This is a genomic window from Bradyrhizobium septentrionale (assembly GCF_011516645.4).
Taxonomy (GTDB): Bacteria; Pseudomonadota; Alphaproteobacteria; order Rhizobiales; family Xanthobacteraceae; genus Bradyrhizobium; species Bradyrhizobium septentrionale.
Genome location: NZ_CP088285.1, coordinates 6,887,465 through 6,907,455 on the forward strand (window position 1 = coordinate 6,887,465; position 19,991 = coordinate 6,907,455).

General features: G+C 66.0%; 16 protein-coding genes and 1 pseudogene. 14 read left to right on the top strand and 3 right to left on the bottom strand.

Annotation, left to right across the window (positions count from 1 at the left end):
• Positions 1-109: 109 nt before the first annotated feature.
• From HAP48_RS34340 to HAP48_RS34375, 8 genes and pseudogenes are all read left to right on the top strand, one after another.
• Entirely contained in the window at positions 110-277 is a 168-nt protein-coding gene (locus HAP48_RS34340) for a hypothetical protein (protein ID WP_224496732.1), read from the top strand.
• Positions 268-2,001, top strand: a pseudogene (locus HAP48_RS34345) (putative bifunctional diguanylate cyclase/phosphodiesterase); the annotation flags it as partial. The gene HAP48_RS34340 and the pseudogene HAP48_RS34345, both read left to right, overlap by 10 nt.
• 193 nt (positions 2,002-2,194) lie before the next feature.
• On the top strand, positions 2,195-3,151 hold the full coding sequence (locus tag HAP48_RS34350; RefSeq protein WP_166204246.1) for a catechol 2,3-dioxygenase: 957 nt from the start codon (positions 2,195-2,197) through the stop codon (positions 3,149-3,151).
• A gap of 130 nt (positions 3,152-3,281) precedes the next feature.
• Entirely contained in the window at positions 3,282-4,490 is a 1,209-nt protein-coding gene (locus tag HAP48_RS34355; protein ID WP_166204247.1) for a cytochrome P450 family protein, read from the top strand.
• Positions 4,491-4,572: 82 nt separating this feature from the next.
• Positions 4,573-5,850 (top strand): sulfite dehydrogenase, encoded by a 1,278-nt coding sequence (gene soxC, locus HAP48_RS34360; protein WP_166204248.1) that lies wholly within the window; start codon positions 4,573-4,575, stop codon positions 5,848-5,850.
• A 34-nt stretch (positions 5,851-5,884) separates the two neighbouring features.
• A complete protein-coding gene (locus HAP48_RS34365) occupies positions 5,885-6,382 on the top strand; it encodes a c-type cytochrome (protein ID WP_224497101.1) in 498 nt (165 codons plus the stop codon).
• Between the two features lie 191 nt (positions 6,383-6,573).
• On the top strand, positions 6,574-6,879 hold the full coding sequence (locus tag HAP48_RS34370) for a BA14K family protein (RefSeq protein WP_224496733.1): 306 nt from the start codon (positions 6,574-6,576) through the stop codon (positions 6,877-6,879).
• A gap of 159 nt (positions 6,880-7,038) precedes the next feature.
• On the top strand, positions 7,039-8,526 hold the full coding sequence (locus tag HAP48_RS34375) for an amino acid permease (protein WP_166215438.1): 1,488 nt from the start codon (positions 7,039-7,041) through the stop codon (positions 8,524-8,526).
• A 365-nt stretch (positions 8,527-8,891) separates the two neighbouring features.
• On the opposite strand, the gene aptA is transcribed toward HAP48_RS34375, so the two are convergent.
• Positions 8,892-10,241 carry an omega-aminotransferase AptA gene (gene aptA, locus HAP48_RS34380; protein ID WP_224496735.1) on the bottom strand — a complete coding sequence of 450 codons (1,350 nt, stop codon included), beginning with the start codon at positions 10,239-10,241 and terminating at the stop codon, positions 8,892-8,894.
• A 12-nt stretch (positions 10,242-10,253) separates the two neighbouring features.
• A complete protein-coding gene (locus tag HAP48_RS34385) occupies positions 10,254-11,198 on the bottom strand; it encodes a GntR family transcriptional regulator (protein ID WP_166204250.1) in 945 nt (314 codons plus the stop codon).
• A 56-nt stretch (positions 11,199-11,254) separates the two neighbouring features.
• Between HAP48_RS34385 and HAP48_RS34390 the strand changes: the two genes are divergently transcribed.
• The 6 genes from HAP48_RS34390 to ggt all read left to right on the top strand — a co-directional run bounded on the left by HAP48_RS34390 (position 11,255) and on the right by ggt (position 19,236).
• On the top strand, positions 11,255-12,415 hold the full coding sequence (locus HAP48_RS34390; protein ID WP_166204251.1) for a C45 family autoproteolytic acyltransferase/hydrolase: 1,161 nt from the start codon (positions 11,255-11,257) through the stop codon (positions 12,413-12,415).
• Entirely contained in the window at positions 12,415-13,986 is a 1,572-nt protein-coding gene (locus HAP48_RS34395; protein ID WP_175612250.1) for an ABC transporter substrate-binding protein, read from the top strand. The genes HAP48_RS34390 and HAP48_RS34395 overlap by 1 nt, the downstream gene beginning before the upstream one ends.
• Before the next feature lie 16 nt (positions 13,987-14,002).
• The gene (locus HAP48_RS34400) at positions 14,003-14,947 is read left to right on the top strand and encodes an ABC transporter permease (RefSeq protein WP_166204252.1); all 945 of its coding nucleotides are present in this window, start codon (positions 14,003-14,005) and stop codon (positions 14,945-14,947) included.
• A complete protein-coding gene (locus HAP48_RS34405) occupies positions 14,944-15,756 on the top strand; it encodes an ABC transporter permease (protein WP_166204253.1) in 813 nt (270 codons plus the stop codon). The genes HAP48_RS34400 and HAP48_RS34405 overlap by 4 nt, the downstream gene beginning before the upstream one ends.
• On the top strand, positions 15,753-17,366 hold the full coding sequence (locus HAP48_RS34410; RefSeq protein ID WP_166204254.1) for an ABC transporter ATP-binding protein: 1,614 nt from the start codon (positions 15,753-15,755) through the stop codon (positions 17,364-17,366). The genes HAP48_RS34405 and HAP48_RS34410 overlap by 4 nt, the downstream gene beginning before the upstream one ends.
• A 133-nt stretch (positions 17,367-17,499) precedes the next feature.
• Complete coding sequence (gene ggt, locus HAP48_RS34415; RefSeq protein ID WP_166204255.1) at positions 17,500-19,236, top strand: gamma-glutamyltransferase; 1,737 nt, start codon at positions 17,500-17,502, stop codon at positions 19,234-19,236.
• 66 nt (positions 19,237-19,302) lie between these two features.
• On the opposite strand, the gene HAP48_RS34420 is transcribed toward ggt, so the two are convergent.
• Positions 19,303-19,641 (bottom strand): hypothetical protein, encoded by a 339-nt coding sequence (locus HAP48_RS34420; protein WP_210292719.1) that lies wholly within the window; start codon positions 19,639-19,641, stop codon positions 19,303-19,305.
• Positions 19,642-19,991: the final 350 nt, after the last annotated feature.

Consider the following 19,991-nt stretch of genomic DNA (forward strand, 5'->3'; position numbering starts at 1 on the left):
ATTGGCCGCGCGCCGTGTCATGGTATCGTGTAACCGATTGCTAACTGCGACTTGTAACGTCCTTTCCATTTGTGCCGCGTAACGATGCCGCGCTCGGGGAGAGATCAGCGTGCGCATCGAACACCGCAATGCAAAGTCAGGGAATGCCGACGACGGCTCGACCAAGGGGTTGGCGTTCTGTGCCGGCATGCTCGTGGGCAGCCTGCTCGGAAGCGCGACCGCGCAGTGGAGCGAGCGCGAAGGCCTCTTGATGGCGGCATTTGCGATATGGCCGTGATCGTCTTCCTGTTGCTGAAGCGGCACCAGATCTCGGACGACCGGCTCGCCGCCGAACGGCGCAATCTCACGACCGCCGTGAACAACATTCCGCAGGGGCTCGTGCTCTACGATGCGTCGGCGCGCATCATCATCTGCAACCGTCCCTATATCGAGATGTTCGGGCTCTCGCCCGATATCGCGAAGCCGGGCTGCACCATGCAGCGGCTGATCGCACACCGTCAGGAGACCGGCTCGTTCGATGGCGACGTCGAGGATTTCTGCGATACCATCATCGGCAACGTGAAGCTTGGCCGCGCCACGCGTCAACTCACGCGCGCGCCGGGCGGGCGCGCGATCGAGATCGTCAACAAGCCGCTGCCGGAAGGCGGCTGGGTGGCGACCATCGAGGATGTCACGGAGCGCACGCGCACCGAGAACAGGATCGCCTACATGGCGCATTATGATGCGCTGACCGATCTGCCGAACCGTGTGCTGTTCCGCGAGCGCCTGGAGCGGGCGCTGAAAGCGCTCCGGCCCGATGAGCAGCTCGCGGTCATGTACATCGACGTCGACGAGTTCAAGAGCGTCAACGACGCGCTCGGCCATCAGATCGGCGACGAACTGCTCAGGGCGATCGCCGATCGCCTGCGCTCCTGTGTCGGGGAGGGCGATGTCGCGGCGCGGCTCGGCGGCGACGAGTTTGCCGTGATCCAGACCGCCATCCGCGACCAGACCCAGACCATGCAGCTGCTGGCCGCGATCTATCAGGCGATCCGGCAGCCGGTCGACTGCAGCGGGCATCTGATCACCACCGACGCAAGCATCGGCATCGCGGTCGCGCCCGCCGATGGCCTCGACCTCGATCAACTGCTGCGCAACGCCGACCTCGCGCTCTATGGCGCGAAGAGCGACGGCCGCCGCACCTACCGGTTCTTCGAGACCGGCATGGATGCGCGCGCCAAGGCGCGGCGCAGTCTTGAGCTCGAGCTGCGCCAGGCGATCGCCGACGGCAGCTTCGAGCTGCATTATCAGCCGCTGCTCCATCTCGAGGACAGCCGGGTCAGCTGCTGCGAGGCGCTGCTGCGCTGGCGCCATCCCGAACGCGGCATGATCTCGCCGGCGGATTTCATCCCGGTCGCCGAGGATACCGGTCTGATCAACGACATTGGCCACTGGGTGCTCAACACCGCGTGCCGGGAAGCCGTGAACTGGCCGGAACATATCCATGTCGCGGTCAACGTGTCTCCGATCCAGTTCAAGAGCCAGACGCTGGCGCTGAACGTCGCCGCCGCGCTGGCGGCGTCCGGGCTCGCGCCGTCGCGGCTCGAACTCGAGATTACCGAGGCCGTGCTGATCCGCGACGACGAGGCCGCGCTCGATATCCTGCATCAGCTGCGCGAGCTCGGCGTCCGCATCGCGCTCGACGATTTCGGCACCGGTTATTCGTCGCTGAGCTACCTGCAGCGCTTTCCCTTCGACAAGATCAAGATCGATCGTGCGTTCATCAAGGATCTCGCCGGGGCCGGTGCGTCGTCCACGATCGTCCAGGCCGTCGTGAACATTGCCGCCGCCAGCGACATGACCACGACCGCGGAGGGCGTCGAGACCGAGCAGCAGCGCAACATGCTGCGCGTCCTCGGCTGCACCGAGATGCAGGGTTATCTGTTCAGCCGGCCGGTGCCGGCCGCTGACGTCCGCAAGCTGCTGTCGTCGCATCGCGAGAAAGCCGTTTCGGTCGCCTGACCGCCGGCCTCGATCGCTTTCATTGTGTGATTCCGGCCGCGGACTGCCGCGTGGGCGCCGGCCATCTCGTCGATACGCACGCCGAATAATTTGTTGACGAGACCTAATCCTTTGTACACTAGTGCAAATCGACACGCCGCCGCCCGCCCGAGCGAAAAGACGTCGATCCGGCCGTCGCGGAAGGAGACCGCCCATGCAGCCGGAACCGATCTTCGATCTCGCTCATCTCGGGCACATGGAGCTGCTGACGCCGAAGCCGGACGAGAGCCTGAAATTCTTCGTCGACGTGATGGGCATGACGGTCAGCGGCCGCAACGGCGAGTCGGTCTATCTGCGCGGCTGGGACGATTATGAGCGCTATTCGCTGAAGCTCACCGCGTCGAACAATTCGGGGATGGAGCACATGGCGCTGCGGGCCCGCAGTCCGCAGGCGCTGGAGCGCCGCGTCGCCGCGCTGAAAGGCTCGGGCTTCGATATCGGCTGGATCGAAGGCGACATGGGGCAGGGACCGGCATTCCGCTGCCGCGATCCCGACGGCCACGTCATCGAGCTCTATTACGAGACCGAGTGGTACGAGGCGCCGGCCGAGCTGAAGCCCGCGCTGAAGAACCAGGCGCAGCGCTTTCCGGCGCGCGGCGTCAATGTCCGTCGGCTCGACCATCTCAATTGTCTTGCGGTCGACATCAAGGCCAACCGCCTGTTCTTCGAGAACTACCTGGGATGCCGCACCACCGAGCAGATCGTGCTCAACGACGGCACGGAAGCCGCGATGTGGATGACGATGTCGAACAAGAGCTACGACTTCGCCTATACGCGCGACCACTACGGCAAGAGCGGCCGGTTCCACCATGTCACTTACGCCCTCGACAGCCGCGAGGAGATCCTGCGCGCCGCCGACATCTTCCTCGAGCACGGCGTGCATATCGAGACCGGGCCGCACAAGCACGCGATCCAGCAGACCTTCTTCCTTTATGTCTATGAACCCGGCGGCAACCGCGTCGAAGTCGCCAACGCCGGAGCGCGCCTGATCCTCGCGCCGGACTGGAAGCCGATCGTGTGGACCGAGGAGGAGCGCAAGAAGGGACAGGCGTGGGGGTTGAAGACGATCGAGTCGTTCCACACCCACGGCACGCCGCCGGTCGCGAACTGAGCCGACGATCTTGGTATCGGGGTGCGGTCTCGGCAATTTGAAGCCGGGGCTGCCTCGGACGGCCTTGCACGCAGAGCGTGCCACACCATGTTCCGGCGGCCCCCAGGGCGACACCGCATGAGGTGATGCAATGGCATCGCAACCGGATTTTTCCAGCGAAACATTCAATCGAGATACTGCCGCCGGCATCGCCGCGCTGCGTGCCCGTGGGCAGGTCGTCGAGGTCAAGTTTCCGATCGTCGGTCGGGTCTGGCTGACGACCACCTACGACACGGCTTCCGCAGTGCTGAAGGACAGCACGACCTTCACGCTCCGCAAGGAAAACGGCGAGGTCGCCGGTCTGCGCTGGTGGATGCCGAAGTCGATCACGATCGTCGCCAACAACATGCTGACGATGGACGAGCCCGATCATACGCGGCTGCGCAGCATCGTGGACGAAGCCTTCCGACGCCGTGCCGTGCTCGGGATGGAGCCCCACATCCGCAGCATCGCCGATCGCCTGGCAGATGAATTGTTCGCAGCCGGAAGCCCGGCCGACCTGATCCAGCGCTATGCGCGTGTCCTGCCGGTATCGGTGATCTGCGAACTGCTCGGCCTGCCGCCGGCCGACCGGCCAAAATTCATCGCCTGGGCCAATACGATGACGCAGCTCAGGGGACCGATCAGCTTCCTGCGCATGATGGGCTCGCTGTCGAAGATGCGGAAATATCTCGCGCAACAATTGCAACTCGTCCGCGAGCGGGGCGGCGACGGGTTGATCGCGGAGCTTGTGCAGGTCGAAAGGGAGGGCGGCCGCATCACGCCGGACGAAATGGTTTCGATGGTGTTCCTGCTGCTCGGCGCGGGCTCGGAGACCACGACCCATCTGATCGGCGGATCGGTCTTCGAATTGCTCAAGGACCCCGCGCGACGGGACTGGCTCGCGGCGGACTGGAGGCGCGTCGGCCTCGCGGTCGAGGAATTGCTTCGCTTCGTATCGGCGGTGCAATTCACCAAGCCACGCTATGTCAGGCGCGACGTCGAGCTGGGTGGTGTCCATCTCAAGAAGGGCGAGCGTGTGATGGCTATGATCGCAGCCGCCAATGTCGATTCCTGCGCGCACGTCCATCCTGAACGAATGGACCTTGAGCGCAAGCCGAACCGGCATGTTTCGTTCGGGACCGGAATTCATTTCTGCCTCGGCCATCAGCTTGCGCGAATCGAGACGGCCTGCGCACTGCAGGCGCTGTTCACGCGCTGGCCGCGCCTGCAGCTTGCGGTCGGACCGGAGCAGATCCACTGGCGTGGACGTCCCGGCATCCGCTCGATCGACAAATTGCCGGTCGTCGCTGGCAGTTGATGCAGCACTGCGCATTGCAGTCTTGCCTCGCCTCGGCCGTTTGGTGTTAGGCTGCACCTCGTAACGTCAGGGGAAAACGTCGATGAGCGAACACACGACGGACAAACGCGTGCGAGAGGCGTCTCGCAGGCAATTCCTTCAGGCTGGTGCAGCACTGGCCGGTGGCTCCGCGATGGCGGGAGTTGCCGGTTCTACCGCACTTGCCGAACAGGGGAATAATCTTCCGCCCAATGTGCCGGAATGGATGAAAGCGCCCGGCGATCCGATGGGAAGCCAGCCCTATGGCACGCCGTCGGTTCACGAGAAGGGCGTCGTCAAGAACATCTCGAAGACACTGCCGCAATATATCTCCGCCTCCGGCCGCACGCCGTTGCAGGAGCTCGACGGCATCATCACGCCGAACGGTCTGTTCTACGAACGCCACCATGGCGGCGTGCCGACGATCGATCCGGCCGAGCACCGGCTGATGCTGCACGGTATGGTCGATCGCCCGCTGCTGTTCACGATGGAGGACATCCGCCGCTTTCCATCGCAGTCGCGCATCCACTTCATCGAATGCTCCGGCAATCCGGTCTACACCAAGCCCTACGGCAAGACGGCCTCCGACCTTGTCGGCCTCGTAAGCTGCGCGGAATGGACCGGTGTGCCGCTCAAGACCGTACTCGACGAAGCCGGCCTGCAGGCCGGCGCCAAATGGATCGTGGCCGAAGGCGCCGACGCCGCCGCATTGACGCGCTCGATCCCGATCGAGAAATGCCTCGACGACGCCATGCTGGTCTACAGCCAGAACGGCGAGCGATTGCGCCCGCAGCAGGGCTATCCGCTGCGGCTGTTGCTGCCCGGCTTCGAGGGCAACATGAACGTGAAATGGTTGCGCCGGCTCAGGGTGGTCGCCGAGCCGGCCTATTCGCGCGAGGAGACCTCGAAATACACCGACCCGATGCCGGACGGCACGTCGCGCGAATTCACCTTCTACATGGAAGCCAAATCGATCATCACGCGGCCGTCCGGCGGCCAGAAGTTGACCACGCAGGGCTTTCACGAGATCACCGGGCTTGCCTGGAGCGGCCACGGCAAGATCAAAAGCGTGGAGGTCTCGCTCGACGAGGGCAAGAGCTGGCAGCAGGCGGAACTCCAGGAGCCGGTGCTGACGCGTGCTCTCACGCGCTTCCGGTTGCCCTGGCACTGGGATGGCGCCCCCGCCGTGATCCAGAGCCGCGCCATCGACGAGACCGGCTACGTGCAGCCGACGTTGGCCGAATTGGTTGCGGTGCGTGGTCTCAACTCCTTCTACCACAACAACGCGATCTGGCCCTGGCGCATCGCTGCAAATGGCGAGGTGAGCAATGGCCAGGCGTAATGTGAAGACCGCGGCTCTGGTGAGTACGTTCGTGATGCTCGGCGTCGCTGTTCATGCCGAGGAGCGTTACGGCATCGGCCGGGCGGCGACGCCGGCGGAGATCGCCGGCTGGAACATCGATATCGGCCGCGACGGCGCGGCGTTGCCGCCGGGCAGCGGCAGCGTCGAGCGCGGCCGCACCGTGTTCAGTGAGCAATGCGCGGCCTGCCATGGCGACAGCGGGCAGGGCGGCGTCGGCGATCGCCTAGTCGGCGGGCAGGGTACGCTGCCGAGCCCAAAACCGATCCGCACCGTCGGCAGCTATTGGCCCTATGCCTCGACCTTGTTCGACTATGTCAGGCGCGCGATGCCGCAGAACGCGCCGCAGTCGCTGAGCAATGAGGACGTCTATGCGGTGTCCGCTTACATCCTCAGCCTCAACGGCATCGTCCCCACCAACGCCGTGCTCGACGCGAAATCGCTCGCCGCCGTCAAGATGCCGAACCGCGACGGGTTCGTCTCCGACCCGCGGCCCGACGTGCATAATCGCTGAAGCGCGGGCTGGACGTCCTTCGCGAGCCGCGGTTGGCGTGCCACGCAGACGGCTGCCTCGCGGCATTGTGACTTGCTGGTGCCTGTGCCCGGACCGTGGTCGTCACCACATTGGTTGCGGGCACAGGGACGGCGCTGCCGCCCCTGAACAGTCTCTTGGACAATTTTCAATCGATGCATCGGAGAGATCCTATGGCCGGACTCAAGGCCGTTGCAGCCGCTGTGCTGCTGGTGGGAATGACGTTCACGCCGGTCTTGGCTCAGATGTCGGAGCCGGCACTTTTCGACGCGCAGAATCCGGGGCGCAGCGCGATCAACGGCGGCGCCCTGACGCCGTGGGGTGAGGCCCAGCTGGCGGCGCAACAGCGCGGCAACCCGGCCAACGCCTATGGGGCGATGCTGGCGGCACCGTCCTCCTCCTGCGCCCGCTACCATTCGTTCGATCCTGCGTCCGGCACCTTCCTTGGCCGCGACGGCCGCCGCCATCCCTGCCAATAGGGCCCCGCACCGCGTTTAGCCGTAGTTCTTGGCGGTGGATAAGCGCGCCGGCTATGGCCCGGCGCCCGAACGACTGCGCGTCGGGCGCGTTATAGTCGGCCGATCGTGTCGGGTCCCGCCGGGCTCGAGCGGCGGAGGGCATCTGGCGTGACCGACACCCTGGCCGGTTTCTGGGACCGAAAGTCGACCTCGGACCTGTTGCGCGAGGCGGCGCGCGCGGACGGCGACGCGGAGACGCCGATCTTCAAGCGCTCGTTGTCGGCGTTGCAGCTGGTCACGCTCGGCATCGGCGGCATCATCGGCGCCGGCATCTTCGTGCTGACGGGCCACGCGGCCGCCGCCAATGCCGGTCCCGCGGTCACGCTCTCCTTCATGCTTGGCGCCGTCGCCTGCGCGTTCGCCGGCCTGTGCTATGCCGAGATGTCCTCGACCGTGCCGATCTGCGGCAGCGCCTACACCTATGCTTACGCGACGCTCGGCGAACTGATCGCCTGGATCATCGGCTGGGACCTGATCCTCGAATACGCGGTCGGCGCGATCGCGGTCTCGGTCGGATGGTCCGGCTATTTCGTCAGCTTCATGCGCGATTTCGGCATCAACCTGCCGCAGCAATTCACCTCGGCGCCGCTCGCCTACGACGTCAACAGCGGTGCGTGGTCGGCGACCGGCGCGGTCATCAACATCCCGGCGATGGCGATCATCGCCTTCGTCACCGCGCTGCTGGTGGTCGGCATCCGCGAGTCCGCGCGCTTCACCGGCTTCGTCGTGGTGGTGAAGCTCGTCGTCATCGCGTTGTTTCTCGCGACCGCCGCATCCTCGGTGTCGCTGGCGAACTGGGTAACGGCGGGCAATCCGGACGGCGCGCTGATCCCGCCGAATGCCGGCCCTGGCGCATTCGGCTGGTCCGGCGTGATCCGCGGCGCGGCGGTGGTGTTCTTCGCCTATATCGGCTTCGACGCGGTCTCGACCGCGGCACAGGAGGCGAAGACGCCGGAGCGCGACATGCCGATCGGCATTCTCGGTTCGCTCGTCATCTGCGCCGCGCTCTATGTCGCGGTCGGCTTCGTGCTGACCGGCATCGTGCCATACGACAAGCTCAGCGTGCCCGATCCGATCGCGGTCGGCATCGATGCGATCGGCATCGGCTGGCTCGGTCCGTTCATCAAGCTCGGCATCCTGTTCGGGCTGACCTCGGTGATCCTCATCATGCTGCTGGCGCAGCCGCGGATCTTTCGCGCCATGGCGCATGACGGGCTGCTGCCGGGCTTTGCCGCCAAGATCCATCCGCGCTTCCGGACCCCGTATGTCTCGACCATCTTCTCCGGCACCGTCGCCGCTGTTCTCGGCGGGCTACTGCCCATCGGGCTGGTCGGCGAACTCGTTTCGATCGGCACGCTGTTCGCGTTCACCGTGGTCTCGATCGGAACGCTGGTGCTGCGCCTGCGCGATCCGGACTTGCCGCGTCCGTTCAAGGCGCCGGCGATCTGGCTGGTGGCCCCGGCAGCCGCTGGGACGTCATTGTTCCTGATGTTCGGCCTGCCGCTCGACACCTGGATCAGGCTCGCGGTGTGGCTCGTGATCGGGCTGGTGATCTATGCGGTCTACGGCCGGCGCCACAGCCGGCTGCGGACGAAGGGTGGGGTGTAGGCGGGGCGCAGCGAGGATTCGCTTGTTCGCGACATTGCGAGCCCGTCTCCGCGAAGAGACCGTCGTCCCTGCGAAAGCACTTGCCCCGTCATCCTGAGGTGCGAGCCTCTTCGGGCGAGCCTCGAAGGATCGACGGCCACCAGCCGGGCCGTGCATCCTTCGAGGCTCGCCCAGCGGCGCAAGTGCGCCGCAAGGCTCGCACCTCAGGATGACGGGATAAATCTCGCGCATTGTTAAACAGCGTCGAGGATGTGGCTCAACGTTCTCGCGGCATAATGTGCCCGAGCTTTGCGTCGCGCTTCGCCGGCCACGCGAGCGACGCGCGAGTTGCGCCCGGTCCGTGGCCGGTCGAGTTCGGCCGGGGGTCACTCGATCGCGTGCAGCGCGCGGCGGATCGCTGCGAAGATCGCCTCGATCTGCTCCTCGGTAATGATCAGGGGCGGTGAGATCAGCAATATGTCGCCGGCAGCGCGGATCAGGATGCCGTCGTCATCGTAGCATCGCCTGGCGCATTCGGTGCCGCGCGCGCCGACCGCGCCGTCGCGCGGCTTCAGATCGATCGCGGCCAGAAGGCCGATGTTCCTGACGTCGATCACATGTGGCGTATCCTTCAATGCATGCGCCGCTGCCTCCCACACCGGCGCGATGCGCCAGGCGCGCTCGAACAGGCCGAGGTCCTGATAGACGTCGAGCGCGGCCAGCCCCGCCGCGCAGGCGAGCGGATGTGCCGAGTAGGTGTAGCCGTGGAACAGCTCGACGGTGTTTTCCGGGCCGTTCATCAAAGCGGAATAGACCTTGTCGCGGACGATGACGCCGCCCATCGGCACGGCGGCATTGGTCATGCCCTTGGCGCAGGTGATCAGATCAGGCGTCACGCCGAGCGCATTGGCCGCGAACGGCGCGCCGAGCCGCCCGAAGCCGGTGATCACCTCGTCGAAGATCAGCAGGATGCCGTGCTGGTCGCAGATCTTGCGCAGCCGCTCGAGATAGCCTGATGGAGGCGGGTAGACGCCGCCCGAACCGGTCACGGGCTCGACGATCACGGCCGCTACGGTCGAGGGATCGTGGATCAGCAAGAGCTTGTCCAGCTCATCGGCAAAATGCGCGCCCCATGCCGGCTGCCCGCGCGAGAATGCGGTGTGCTCGGGATCATGGGGGAGCGACAGATGGTCGACCTCGGGCAGCAGCGGGCCGAAATCGCGACGGTGACGGAACAGGCCGCTCACCGACAATCCGCCCCAGCCCATGCCGTGATAGGCCTTGATGCGCGAGATGAAGCGGATGCGGCTGGCTTCGCCGCGGGCGCGGTGATAGCCGCGCGCGATCTTGAGCGCGGTATCGACCGACTCTGAGCCCGAATTGGTGAAGAACACATGGTCGAGGCCTTCAGGCGTGATCTCGGTGATCCGTCCGGCGAGCTCGAATGCGGCCGGGTGGCTCATCTGGAACGAGGACACGAAATCGAGCTTCGCGGCCTGCGCCTGGATCGCCTCGACGATCCGCTTCTGGCCGTGCCCGGCGTTGACGCACCAGAGCCCGGCCATGCCGTCGAGAATGCGCCGGCCGTCCTGCGTAATGTAGTGCATGCCCTCGGCGCCGCTGAACAGCCGCGGGTTGGATTTGAACTGGCGATTGGGCGTCATCGGCATCCAGAACGGCTCCAACGCTTCGCGGGTGAGGGGCGTGTTCGTTGCCGCGGCGTGCGGTGAATGCATGGAGGCCTCCTGTTACTTGCCGTTGTTGGTGCGGCGGCCGTTGGCCGCCTCGTCGGTGACGCGCTTGACCCTTGAGGCGCCTTCGAGATGGCTGCGCATCAGCGCGGCCGCGGCCTCGCGCTCGCCGGCCTCGAGCCGGTCGAGGATCGCAAGATGCTCGCGGCAGTTCACCAGCACGCGCTCATAGCCAAAGGTCCAGTCGTAGTTCGCAAAGCTGCGCAGCCGGTTCTGCTGCTGCACCGCGACCAGCAGGAAGCGGTTGCCGGACGCGGCGGCCAATCCTTCGTGGAAGGCTGCGTTCATCTCGAAGAAGGCGATGCTCGCGGTCTCGTTCCAGGTTCGCCTGGTCGCGTCCTGATGACGCCGGCGCATCTCGGCGGCCCAGACTGGGTCGAGCTGAAAGCCCGGCTCCAGCAGGGCGGCCGGCTCGATCAGGATCCGATAGCGGTAGCTTTCGGCGCGCGCCTTGGCATCGGCGATGATCGGCTGAAATCGCCAGCCATGCCCGGGCTTGCGCTGCACCGCCGCGACCTCTGCAAGCTTGGCCAGTACCCGCTGCACCACCGGCCGCGACGCGCCGTAGCGCTGCATCAGGTCGCGCTCGGAGACGTCGACCGGAAGGCGGCCGCTGCGCCGGTCGCGCGCGATCGCAACGAACAGCCGATCGGTATCCGCAGGCGCGGGCTTGCCTGGTGTCTTCGGTGCCGGCGGAGCCGTGTCCGTCACGAAGTAGCCGCGGCTTGCACCGACCCGTATCAGGCGGCGGCCGGCCAATAATTTCAGCGCCGCGCGCACCGGCGTGCGCGAAACCTGCAGCCGCTCCGCCAGCGCCACCTCCGCAAGTCGCGTGCCGGGCGCGAGTTTTTCCGCCCGGATCAGCTCCAGGATGCCCGCGGACAGTTCGCGCTGCAGGCGGCTCGGGGCTGCCTTCGCAATGGGCGCAGATTTTTGTTTCATGTGCTTACAAAATACATTAGCTTTCGCGGAAACGCAAAAGGAAGTTGGCGCAAACGATGGTCGAACCTTTTCCCCTGATCGAGATTTCCGGTCCGCCGCATGAGCGCGGCAAACAGTATGGCCGTCAGGCGGCCGATCGCATCCGCAAGGGCACCTCGCACTACTTCTCCCAGCTCAAGGAGCTTTCGCTCGACGCCGCGGGCGTGGCCGTGCTGGTGCGCGACTATCTTCCTGTCATCGAGGCGTTCGAGCCGACGTACATTGAGGAGATGCGCGGCATCGCCGAGGGCGCCGGCGTTCCGTTCGAGGATATCGTGCTGCTGAATGCCCGCACCGAGATCCTCAAGCTCGCCGAGCCCTCGGTCCGGGCGCGGCTGAAGACGCCCGACGAGCCCGATGGCTGCACCGGCGTGGTTGTGCTGCCGCAAGCAAGCGCGTCGGGGCGGTTGATCCACGCCCAAAACTGGGACTGGAAGCGCGAATGCGCCGAGACTGCCGTCGTGCTGAAGGTGCGCCGCGACGATGGTCCTGATCTGATGACCTTCACCGAAGCCGGCGCGCTTGGCCGCTGCGGTTTCAACGCGGCCGGTATCGCCATCACAGCGAATTATCTGCAGTGCGACCGCGACTATCGTCAGATCGGCGCGCCGCTGGCGCTGATCCGGCGCAAGGTGCTGGAGAGCGAGCATGTCGCCCTGTCGATGCGTACGGTCTATTGCACCAAGAAATCCGCCGCCAACAACATGATCGTCAGCCATCGCGACGGTGTCGCGATCGACTTCGAATGTGCGCCGGACGAGACATTCCAGGTGCATCCCGATCGCGGCCTGCTGGTGCACGCCAATCATTTCGTCAGCCCCGTTGCACTCGGCAAGTTGAAGGACACCGGCATCGCCAGCACGCCGGACAGCCTCTATCGCGATATCCGGGTCCGCGATCTGTTGCAGCCGCATCTCGGTGCCATCAGCTTCGAGACCGTGAAGTCGGCGCTGTTTGATGATTTCGCCTATCCATGGTCGGTGTGCCGGCCGCCGCGCCGCAACCTTGGCAACAATCTCAGCGCCACGGTCGCGATGATCCTGATGGAGCCGGCGAGCGGGCTGATGGAAGTCGCGCCGCTGCCGGCGCTGAACCGGCAGTTCACGTCCTACCGGCTCGACGTCGCGGCCAGCCCGCGCAATGAGGCGGGGCCATCAGCGACCGCGAGGGCGTCCTGATGAACCTGTGTCGGCCATCGCGTGCGATGATGGTCGGCCTGGTGGCGCTCGCCGCGATGGGCGCGGCGGCGCCGTCGCGCGCCGGCGCCGAGACCCTGTTGCGGACGCGGCTCAACGCCGACATCCGCTCCACCGATCCCGGCACCAACCGCGACGCCAACACCGACGGCGTGATGGCGCATGTCGTCGAGGGCCTGGTCGCGTTTCGCGACGATACCTCGATCGGGCCGATGCTGGCGGACAGCTGGACCACCTCGAACGACGGCAGGACCTACACGTTCCATTTGCGCCAGGGCGTCAAATTCCATAACGGCGCGACCATGACGGCCGCCGACGTGGTGTGGTCGTTGAAGCGCTGGCTCGATCCCGCCACGCAATGGCGGTGCCTGTCCGAATTCAGCGCAACCGGCATCGCCCGGATCGAGGCCATCGAGACGCTTGATACGCAGACCGTCGCGATCACGCTCGACCGGCCGACGGCGCTGTTCCTGTCGACATTGGCGCGGCCCGATTGCGGGCAGACCGCCATCATCCATCGCGACTCGGTCGGGGCGGACGGCAAGTGGATCGCGCCTGTCGGCACCGGGCCGTTCAAGCTCGGCGAATGGAAGCGCGGCCAGTACGTCGATCTGCTGCGCTTCGACGGTTACGCTGCGCGCAGCGAGCCGCGCACCGGCTATACCGGCGCCAAGATCGCGCAAGTCGACCGGATTAGGTTCAACGTCGTTCCCGACGGTTCGGCGGCCAAGGCGGGCCTGTTGTCCGGCTCGCTCGATGCAATCGGCAATCTTGCGATCCCAGATGTCGAGGACCTCAAGGGGCGGCCGGACGTGCAGCTCAGCATCACGCCGGCGCTCGGTCTCACCGGCGTCCTGTTCCAGACCCGCGATCCGCTTCTCAAGGACGTGCGGATCCGGCGGGCGATCGCGCTCAGTCTCGACACACCGCAGATCATCGAGGCGGTGATGGAGGGCATCGCGCGCGCCAACAATTCGGCGCTGCCGATCGGCAGCCCGTTCTATGGCGAGGTGGAGACCCACGGCTACACCCAGGATATCGCCGAAGCCAAGAAGCTGCTCGCGCAGGCCGGCTATCGCGGCCAGCCGATCAAGATGATCGCCAACAAGCGCTACAGTTATGTGTTCGATTCCGCCGTGCTGGTGCAGGCGATGGCGCAGGCCGTCGGCATCAATATCGAGATCGAGGTGCTGGACTGGGCCGCCCAGCTCGACCGCTACAACCGCGGCGATTATCAGTCGATGGCCTTCGTCTACTCGCCGCGGCTCGACCCGTCGCTCAGCTTCGAGATGCTGATGGGGCCGAAGGCGACCCAGCCGCGCAAGGTCTGGGACAATCCGGAGGCACAGCGGATGCTACAGGAGTCGATGATGATCGACGACAAGGCGAAACGCCAGCTTCTGTTCGACGAGCTGCACCGCCGCTTCATCGACGATGTGCCGATGATCGTTCTGTTCAACGGCGCCGAGATCGCTGCCCTGCGCAACAACGTCAAGGGATTTTCCGGCTGGCTGTTCGGGCAACCGCGCTTCTGGGGCGTGAGCGTGCAGTAGGGGAGGGATCGCGGCGATGCTGGGCTACCTCGCACGACGGCTGGCGATGACGATCCCGACGCTTCTCCTGGTGGCGGTCGCGGTGTTCACGCTGGTGCGCCTGATCCCCGGCGATCCGGTTCAGGTGATGCTCGGCGACAACGCCGATCCGGCGCAGGCCGCGCAATTGCGCACGCAGCTCGGGCTCGATCAGCCGGTGCCGCTGCAATTCCTGTACTGGCTCGGCAAGCTTGCGACCGGCGACCTCGGCCATTCCATCACCAACAATCTTCCGGTGCTGCCGCTGATCCTGGAGCGCTTCCAGGTCTCGGCCGTGATCGTGCTGGTGGCGGTCGGCCTTGCCGCCTGTATCGCGGTGGTGGCGGGCGTGATCGCAGCCTGGAAGCAGAATAGCGCGCTCGATCTTGCGATCGTCGGCGGTGCCACGCTGCTGCTGTCGATCCCGAGCTTCTGGCTCGGCCTGCTGCTGCTGTTGTTGTTCGGCTTGAAGCTGAAATGGCTGCCGGTGATCGGCTACGTGCCGTTCTCGGAGAATGTCTGGCAGGCGACGATGTTCATGGTGCTGCCGATCGTGACGCTGACCGCCGTCGAGATCGGCGTGCTGACGCGGATGGCGCGGGCGGCCTCGATCGAGGTGCTGCGGCTCGAATATGTCACGCATGCGCGCGCCAAGGGCGTTCCGGAATGGCTGGTGCTCGGCCGCCATGTGCTGCCGAACGCCTTCGCGCCGACCTGGACGCTGATCGGGCTGGTGCTCGGCCATCTGCTCGGCGGCATTGCCGTGATCGAAACCGTGTTCACGCTGCCGGGGCTTGGTCGGCTGCTGGTCGATTCGATCTTCGCGCGCGACTATCCGGTGGTGCAGGGCTGCCTGCTGTTCACGGCGGTGATCTATGTCGTCGTCAATTTGATCGTCGATCTCTGTTATCCGTTGTTCGACCCGAGGGTGGCCGTGGCATGAAATGGCGCGTCAACACCATGATCGGCGGCGCGCTGATCGCGCTGCTGCTCGGCACCGCCGCGACCGCCGCATTCTGGACGCCGTTCGATCCGCTGCGGATCAATTTGAAGGCGCGGCTGCAGGCGCCATCCGCGCTGCACTGGTTCGGCACCGATGAATTCGGCCGAGACGTGCTGAGCCGCCTGATGACGGGAGCCGCCGCCAGCGTGGTGGTGGCGCTCGCCACCGTCCTGATCGCCGTCAGTATCGGCGTGCTGGTCGGCGGCGTCGCGGGCTATCTGCGCGGTTGGACTGATCGCGTCATCATGGCGGTCAACGACGCGCTGCTGGCGTTTCCCGGCATCCTGCTGGCGCTGGCGGTGATGATCGTGATCGGCGCCATCAAGACCGGTCTCGTGCTGGCGCTGGGGCTTGCCTACATCCCCTCGGTTGCGCGCGTGGTCCGCGGCACGGTGCTGTCGATCCGCGAGAAGGAGTATATCGAGGCTTCGCGCGTGATCGGCAACTCCGAACTCTATTCGATGCTCCGCCATGTGCTGCCCAATGCGATCGCGCCGGTGGCGGTGCTCGCCACCAGCATGTTCGGCTGGGTGCTGCTGGCCGAGAGCGCGTTGAGCTTCCTCGGCCTCGGCGTGCCGCCGCCGGCGCCGACCTGGGGCAACATGCTGGCGGCGAGCCGTCCCTACATGGAAACCGCGGCCTGGCTCAGCATTGCACCGGGACTGTGCATCGCGCTGACGCTGCTCGGCATCAACCTGCTCGGCGATTCCCTGCGCGATCGCCTCGATCCCCGGATGGCGCACGGATGACCGCACCGCTCTTGGCCGTCGATCATCTGCGCATCGAAGCCGCCAGGACCGGCGCTGTCGTCGTTGACGATGTGTCGTTTGCGATCGAGCGCGGCGAATTCCTCGCCGTGGTCGGCGAGTCCGGCAGCGGCAAGACCGCGGCGGCGCGTGCCATTCTCGGCCTGCTGCCGCCGGGCCTGCGGCGGGTCGGCGGCGAGATCCGGCTCGATGGCGAGGATCTCGCTGATATCGCGCCACAGCGCATGCGCGCTCTGCGCGGCCGCTCGGTCGGCATGGTGTTCCAGGAGCCGATGGTGTCGCTCAATCCGGCGATCAGCGTCGGCGCGCAGATGGCCGAGGGCCTTGCCCTGCACGAGAAGCTCACGCGGGGCGAGATCAGGCAGCGCTGCCTCGACATGCTGGCGCGGGTGCAGATCCGCGATCCCGAGCGGACCTTCGATGCCTATCCGCATGAATTCTCCGGCGGGATGCGCCAGCGCATCATGCTGGCCTCGGTGATGCTGTTGAAGCCGAAGCTGCTGTTGGCCGACGAGCCGACCACCGCGCTCGACACGCTGAGCCAGCGCGAGGTGCTCGACCTGATGGTCGAGCTGGCGCGCGATCACGGCACCTCGGTGATACTGATCACCCACAATCTCGGCCTGGTGTCGCGTTATGCGCAGCGCGCGGTCGTGCTGCGGCAGGGTCTTCTGGTGGAGAGCGGCAGCGTCCAGCAGATCCTCTCTGCGCCGCGCGAGGCCTATACACGTCAACTCGTCGATGCGCTGCCGCGGCGGCGGGCAGCAGCCGGGCGCCGCGCGGCCAGCGAGCCGTTGATCAGCGTGCGCGGCTTGAAGGTCTCGTTCGGCGGGCGGCAGCGGCTGTTCCGCAGGGATGCCAATGTTGCGGCGGTCAATGGTGTCGATCTCGAGATCGGCGCCGGCGAAACCGTCGCCGTGGTCGGCGGCAGCGGCTCGGGCAAGACCACGCTTGGCCGCGCCATGCTGCGGCTGATCCCGGCCGCCGGCGGCGAGATCCGCTTTCAGGGCAGGGACGTGATCGCGACGCGCGATCGCGCGTTTCGCCTGGCCTCGCAGCTCGTGTTCCAGGATCCCTATTCGTCGCTCGACCCGCGCATGCGGGTCGGCGAGATTGTCGCCGAGCCGCTGCGGCATGTCACGGAGCTTTCGTCCGCCGAGCGCGATCGGCGCGTCGCTGATATGCTCGACGAGGTCGGGCTTGCCGGCTTCGCGCAGCGCTGGCCGCATGAACTCTCCGGCGGTCAGCGCCAGCGCATCGCGATCGCACGCGCGATCGTGCGACATCCGTCCTTCGTGGTCGCCGACGAACCGGTCTCCGCGCTCGACATGACGATTCAGGCCCAGGTGCTGAAGCTGTTCGAACGGCTGCAGGCGCAATACGGCTTTGCGTGTCTGTTCATCAGCCATGACCTCGCCGCGGTCGAACAGGTCGCCGACCGTGTGGTGGTGATGCAGGGCGGCCGTATCGTCGAGCAGGGTTCGCGCGACGACGTGTTCGACCGTCCGCAGCATGCCTACACAAAGGCGCTGCTCGCCGCGACGCCGGTGCTGGATTTTTCCGGGCAAGCCGCCGCGCGCGCGTCGGGCTGATGGAACTCCAAGGCTGACGCTGACGCTGCGCGCGACGACCCCATAGTCCGCGGGCGCGCGGCCTGCTACACTTGCTCGCTCCGATAGAAGGAACACACGCCGCACCCAGACGGCGGCAATCGGGGGAACTCCAATGCGAAATCCACGAACGGGCGCGCGATGCGTGATCGCGGCCATTGTCGCGATCGGCCTCACAGCTTCAGTCCCTGGCCGCGCCGCGTCGGTTGCGCCGGTCGCCGCCGAGAACGGCATGGTGGTATCGGCGCAGCATCTCGCGACACAGGTCGGCATCGAGATGCTGAAGCGGGGCGGCAACGCGGTCGACGCCGCGGTTGCGGTCGGTTATGCGCTTGCGGTGGTCTATCCCGCCGCCGGCAATCTCGGCGGCGGCGGCTTCATGACCATCCAGTTCGCCGACGGCCGCAAGACCTTCCTGGATTTCCGCGAGACCGCGCCGAAGGGCGCCACCGCCAACATGTATCTCGACAAGGACGGCAAGGTCGTCAACGGCCTGTCGACCAAGGGGCATCTCGCCGTCGGCGTGCCAGGCTCGGTGTCAGGCATGGAGTATGCGCGCGAGAAATACGGCACCATGAAGCGCGCGGACGTGATCGCGCCGGCGCTGCAACTCGCCGAGGACGGTTTTGTGCTCGACCGCGGCGACATCGATATGTTGAACTCCGCGGTCGACGATCTTCGCGAGGATCCGGCTTCGGCCGCGATCTTCCTCAACAACGGAAAGCCGTTCCAGGCCGGTGAGCGGCTGGCGCAGCACGAACTCGCCGAGACGCTGCGCGAGATCAGCAAGCGCGGCACCGACGGCTTCTACAAGGGCTGGGTGGGCGCGGCGATCGTGGCCTCGAGCCAGGCCGGCAAGGGCTTGCTCACGCAGGAGGATCTCGACAATTACAGGGTTCGTGAGCTCGCGCCGGTCGAATGCGACTATCGCGGCTACCACGTGGTCTCCGCGCCGCCGCCAAGCTCGGGTGGCGTGGTCATCTGCGAGATCCTGAACATTCTGGAAGGCTATCCGCTCAAGGACCTGGGCTACCATTCCGCGCAGGCCGTGCACTACCAGATCGAGGCGATGCGCCACGCCTATGTCGATCGCAACAGCTATCTCGGCGACCCCGACTTCGTGAAGAATCCGCTCGCGCGTCTGCTCGACAAGGAGTATGCGGCGAAGATCCGCGCTGTGATCGATCCGGCCAGGGCAGGCGTGTCCAAGGACATCAAGCCCGGCGTTCCCCCGCATGAGGGCAGCAACACCACGCATTATTCGATCGCCGACAAGGACGGCAACGCGGTGTCGGTCACCTATACGCTGAACGATTGGTTCGGCGCCAAGGTGACGGCGGCCAAGACCGGCGTGCTGCTGAACGACGAGATGGACGACTTCACCGCCAAGATCGGCGTGCCGAACCTCTATGGCCTGGTGCAGGGGGAGGCCAATGCGGTCGCTCCCGGCAAGCGTCCGCTGTCCTCGATGAGCCCGACCATCGTCACCAAGGACGGCAAGCCGGTCATGGTGGTGGGCACGCCGGGTGGTAGCCGCATCATCACGGCCGTGCTGCTGACGATGATCAACGCCATCGACTATGACATGAACGCGCAAGAGGCCGTGGACATGCCGCGCTTCCACCAGCAATGGCTTCCCGAAGCCACCAATGTCGAGGATTTTGCGCTGTCGCCGGACACGCGGAAAATCCTGGAAGGCATGGGCCACAAATTCGGCCCGCCGCAGCCGGCCAACCATCTCGCGGTCATCATCGTCGGCGCGCCGTCGCTCGGCGGCAAGCCGGTCGGCAACAACCGCTTCTATGGCGCGAACGATCCGCGCCGCAATTCGGGGCTCGCCGCCGGCTATTAATTGTCGCTGTGCGATTGCGTGGTGGCGGCCGGGCAGGGCCCCGGCGCTTGCGAGATGTATCTCGCGTCAGGCGACCGCCGTCGACCTGCCGTCGCCGTCATGTCCGGCCGTGAGCAGCAAGCGCCGGCGGATCGCGTCCTCGACCAGGGCCAGCGATTGCCGGGCTCCACGTGCCTCGGCCTCGGCGGCCTGGGCGCGAAATTTCGCGGCATCGAGCTGCTCCTGTTGGGACTCGATGCGCCGTCGGGCCTCCTCGAGCGCCCGGGACGCGTCCCTCAGCTTGCGCTCGGTGGCGGCGATGATTTCGAGCTGTGCTTGTTCGGCAGCCTCGGCGCGTGCCTCGCCGGCGCGGGCCCGGTCCTCGATGCTGCGGAACAGATCCGCCGCCTGATAGACGAGGTCCAAGGCTTCGGTGCCCACAGCCGATGCGGGTGGTCTTGGAAATCCAAGGACGTTCGGGTCGGCCGCAAAAGGCCGTCTAAATCCGCGCAGTGCCATCAAGATTCAGCCCGTCGCGAGTCAGGTATGCCGACAACTTGCAGTAGTTATAGTTAACGGATTGTTAATGTGACGGACCCGCGGGGCTGTCCACCGGTTTCTGATGACGCAGCATCCGAAACGGCAGCCGGGTAGTGGAGGCGATGTGCTCGGCCCGCGCTTTTCTTTCGTAACCAGTCCGCCCCGCAAGTGCCTCGATTGAGGCCGGGGCAGGAGTCGGCGACGCGTGGGCGAATCGAGGTGCGGTGTGCCGGAGA

Coding starts and splice junctions, on each gene's coding strand:
- HAP48_RS34350 (WP_166204246.1), top strand. CDS start 2,195: ATGCAGCCGGAACCGATCTTCGATCTCGCTCATCTCGGGCACATGGAG.
- HAP48_RS34355 (WP_166204247.1), top strand. CDS start 3,282: ATGGCATCGCAACCGGATTTTTCCAGCGAAACATTCAATCGAGATACT.
- soxC (WP_166204248.1), top strand. CDS start 4,573: ATGAGCGAACACACGACGGACAAACGCGTGCGAGAGGCGTCTCGCAGG.
- HAP48_RS34365 (WP_224497101.1), top strand. CDS start 5,885: ATGCTCGGCGTCGCTGTTCATGCCGAGGAGCGTTACGGCATCGGCCGG.
- HAP48_RS34370 (WP_224496733.1), top strand. CDS start 6,574: ATGGCCGGACTCAAGGCCGTTGCAGCCGCTGTGCTGCTGGTGGGAATG.
- aptA (WP_224496735.1), bottom strand. CDS start 10,241: ATGCATTCACCGCACGCCGCGGCAACGAACACGCCCCTCACCCGCGAA.
- HAP48_RS34385 (WP_166204250.1), bottom strand. CDS start 11,198: ATGAAACAAAAATCTGCGCCCATTGCGAAGGCAGCCCCGAGCCGCCTG.
- HAP48_RS34390 (WP_166204251.1), top strand. CDS start 11,255: ATGGTCGAACCTTTTCCCCTGATCGAGATTTCCGGTCCGCCGCATGAG.
- HAP48_RS34395 (WP_175612250.1), top strand. CDS start 12,415: ATGAACCTGTGTCGGCCATCGCGTGCGATGATGGTCGGCCTGGTGGCG.
- HAP48_RS34400 (WP_166204252.1), top strand. CDS start 14,003: ATGCTGGGCTACCTCGCACGACGGCTGGCGATGACGATCCCGACGCTT.
- HAP48_RS34405 (WP_166204253.1), top strand. CDS start 14,944: ATGAAATGGCGCGTCAACACCATGATCGGCGGCGCGCTGATCGCGCTG.
- HAP48_RS34410 (WP_166204254.1), top strand. CDS start 15,753: ATGACCGCACCGCTCTTGGCCGTCGATCATCTGCGCATCGAAGCCGCC.
- ggt (WP_166204255.1), top strand. CDS start 17,500: ATGCGAAATCCACGAACGGGCGCGCGATGCGTGATCGCGGCCATTGTC.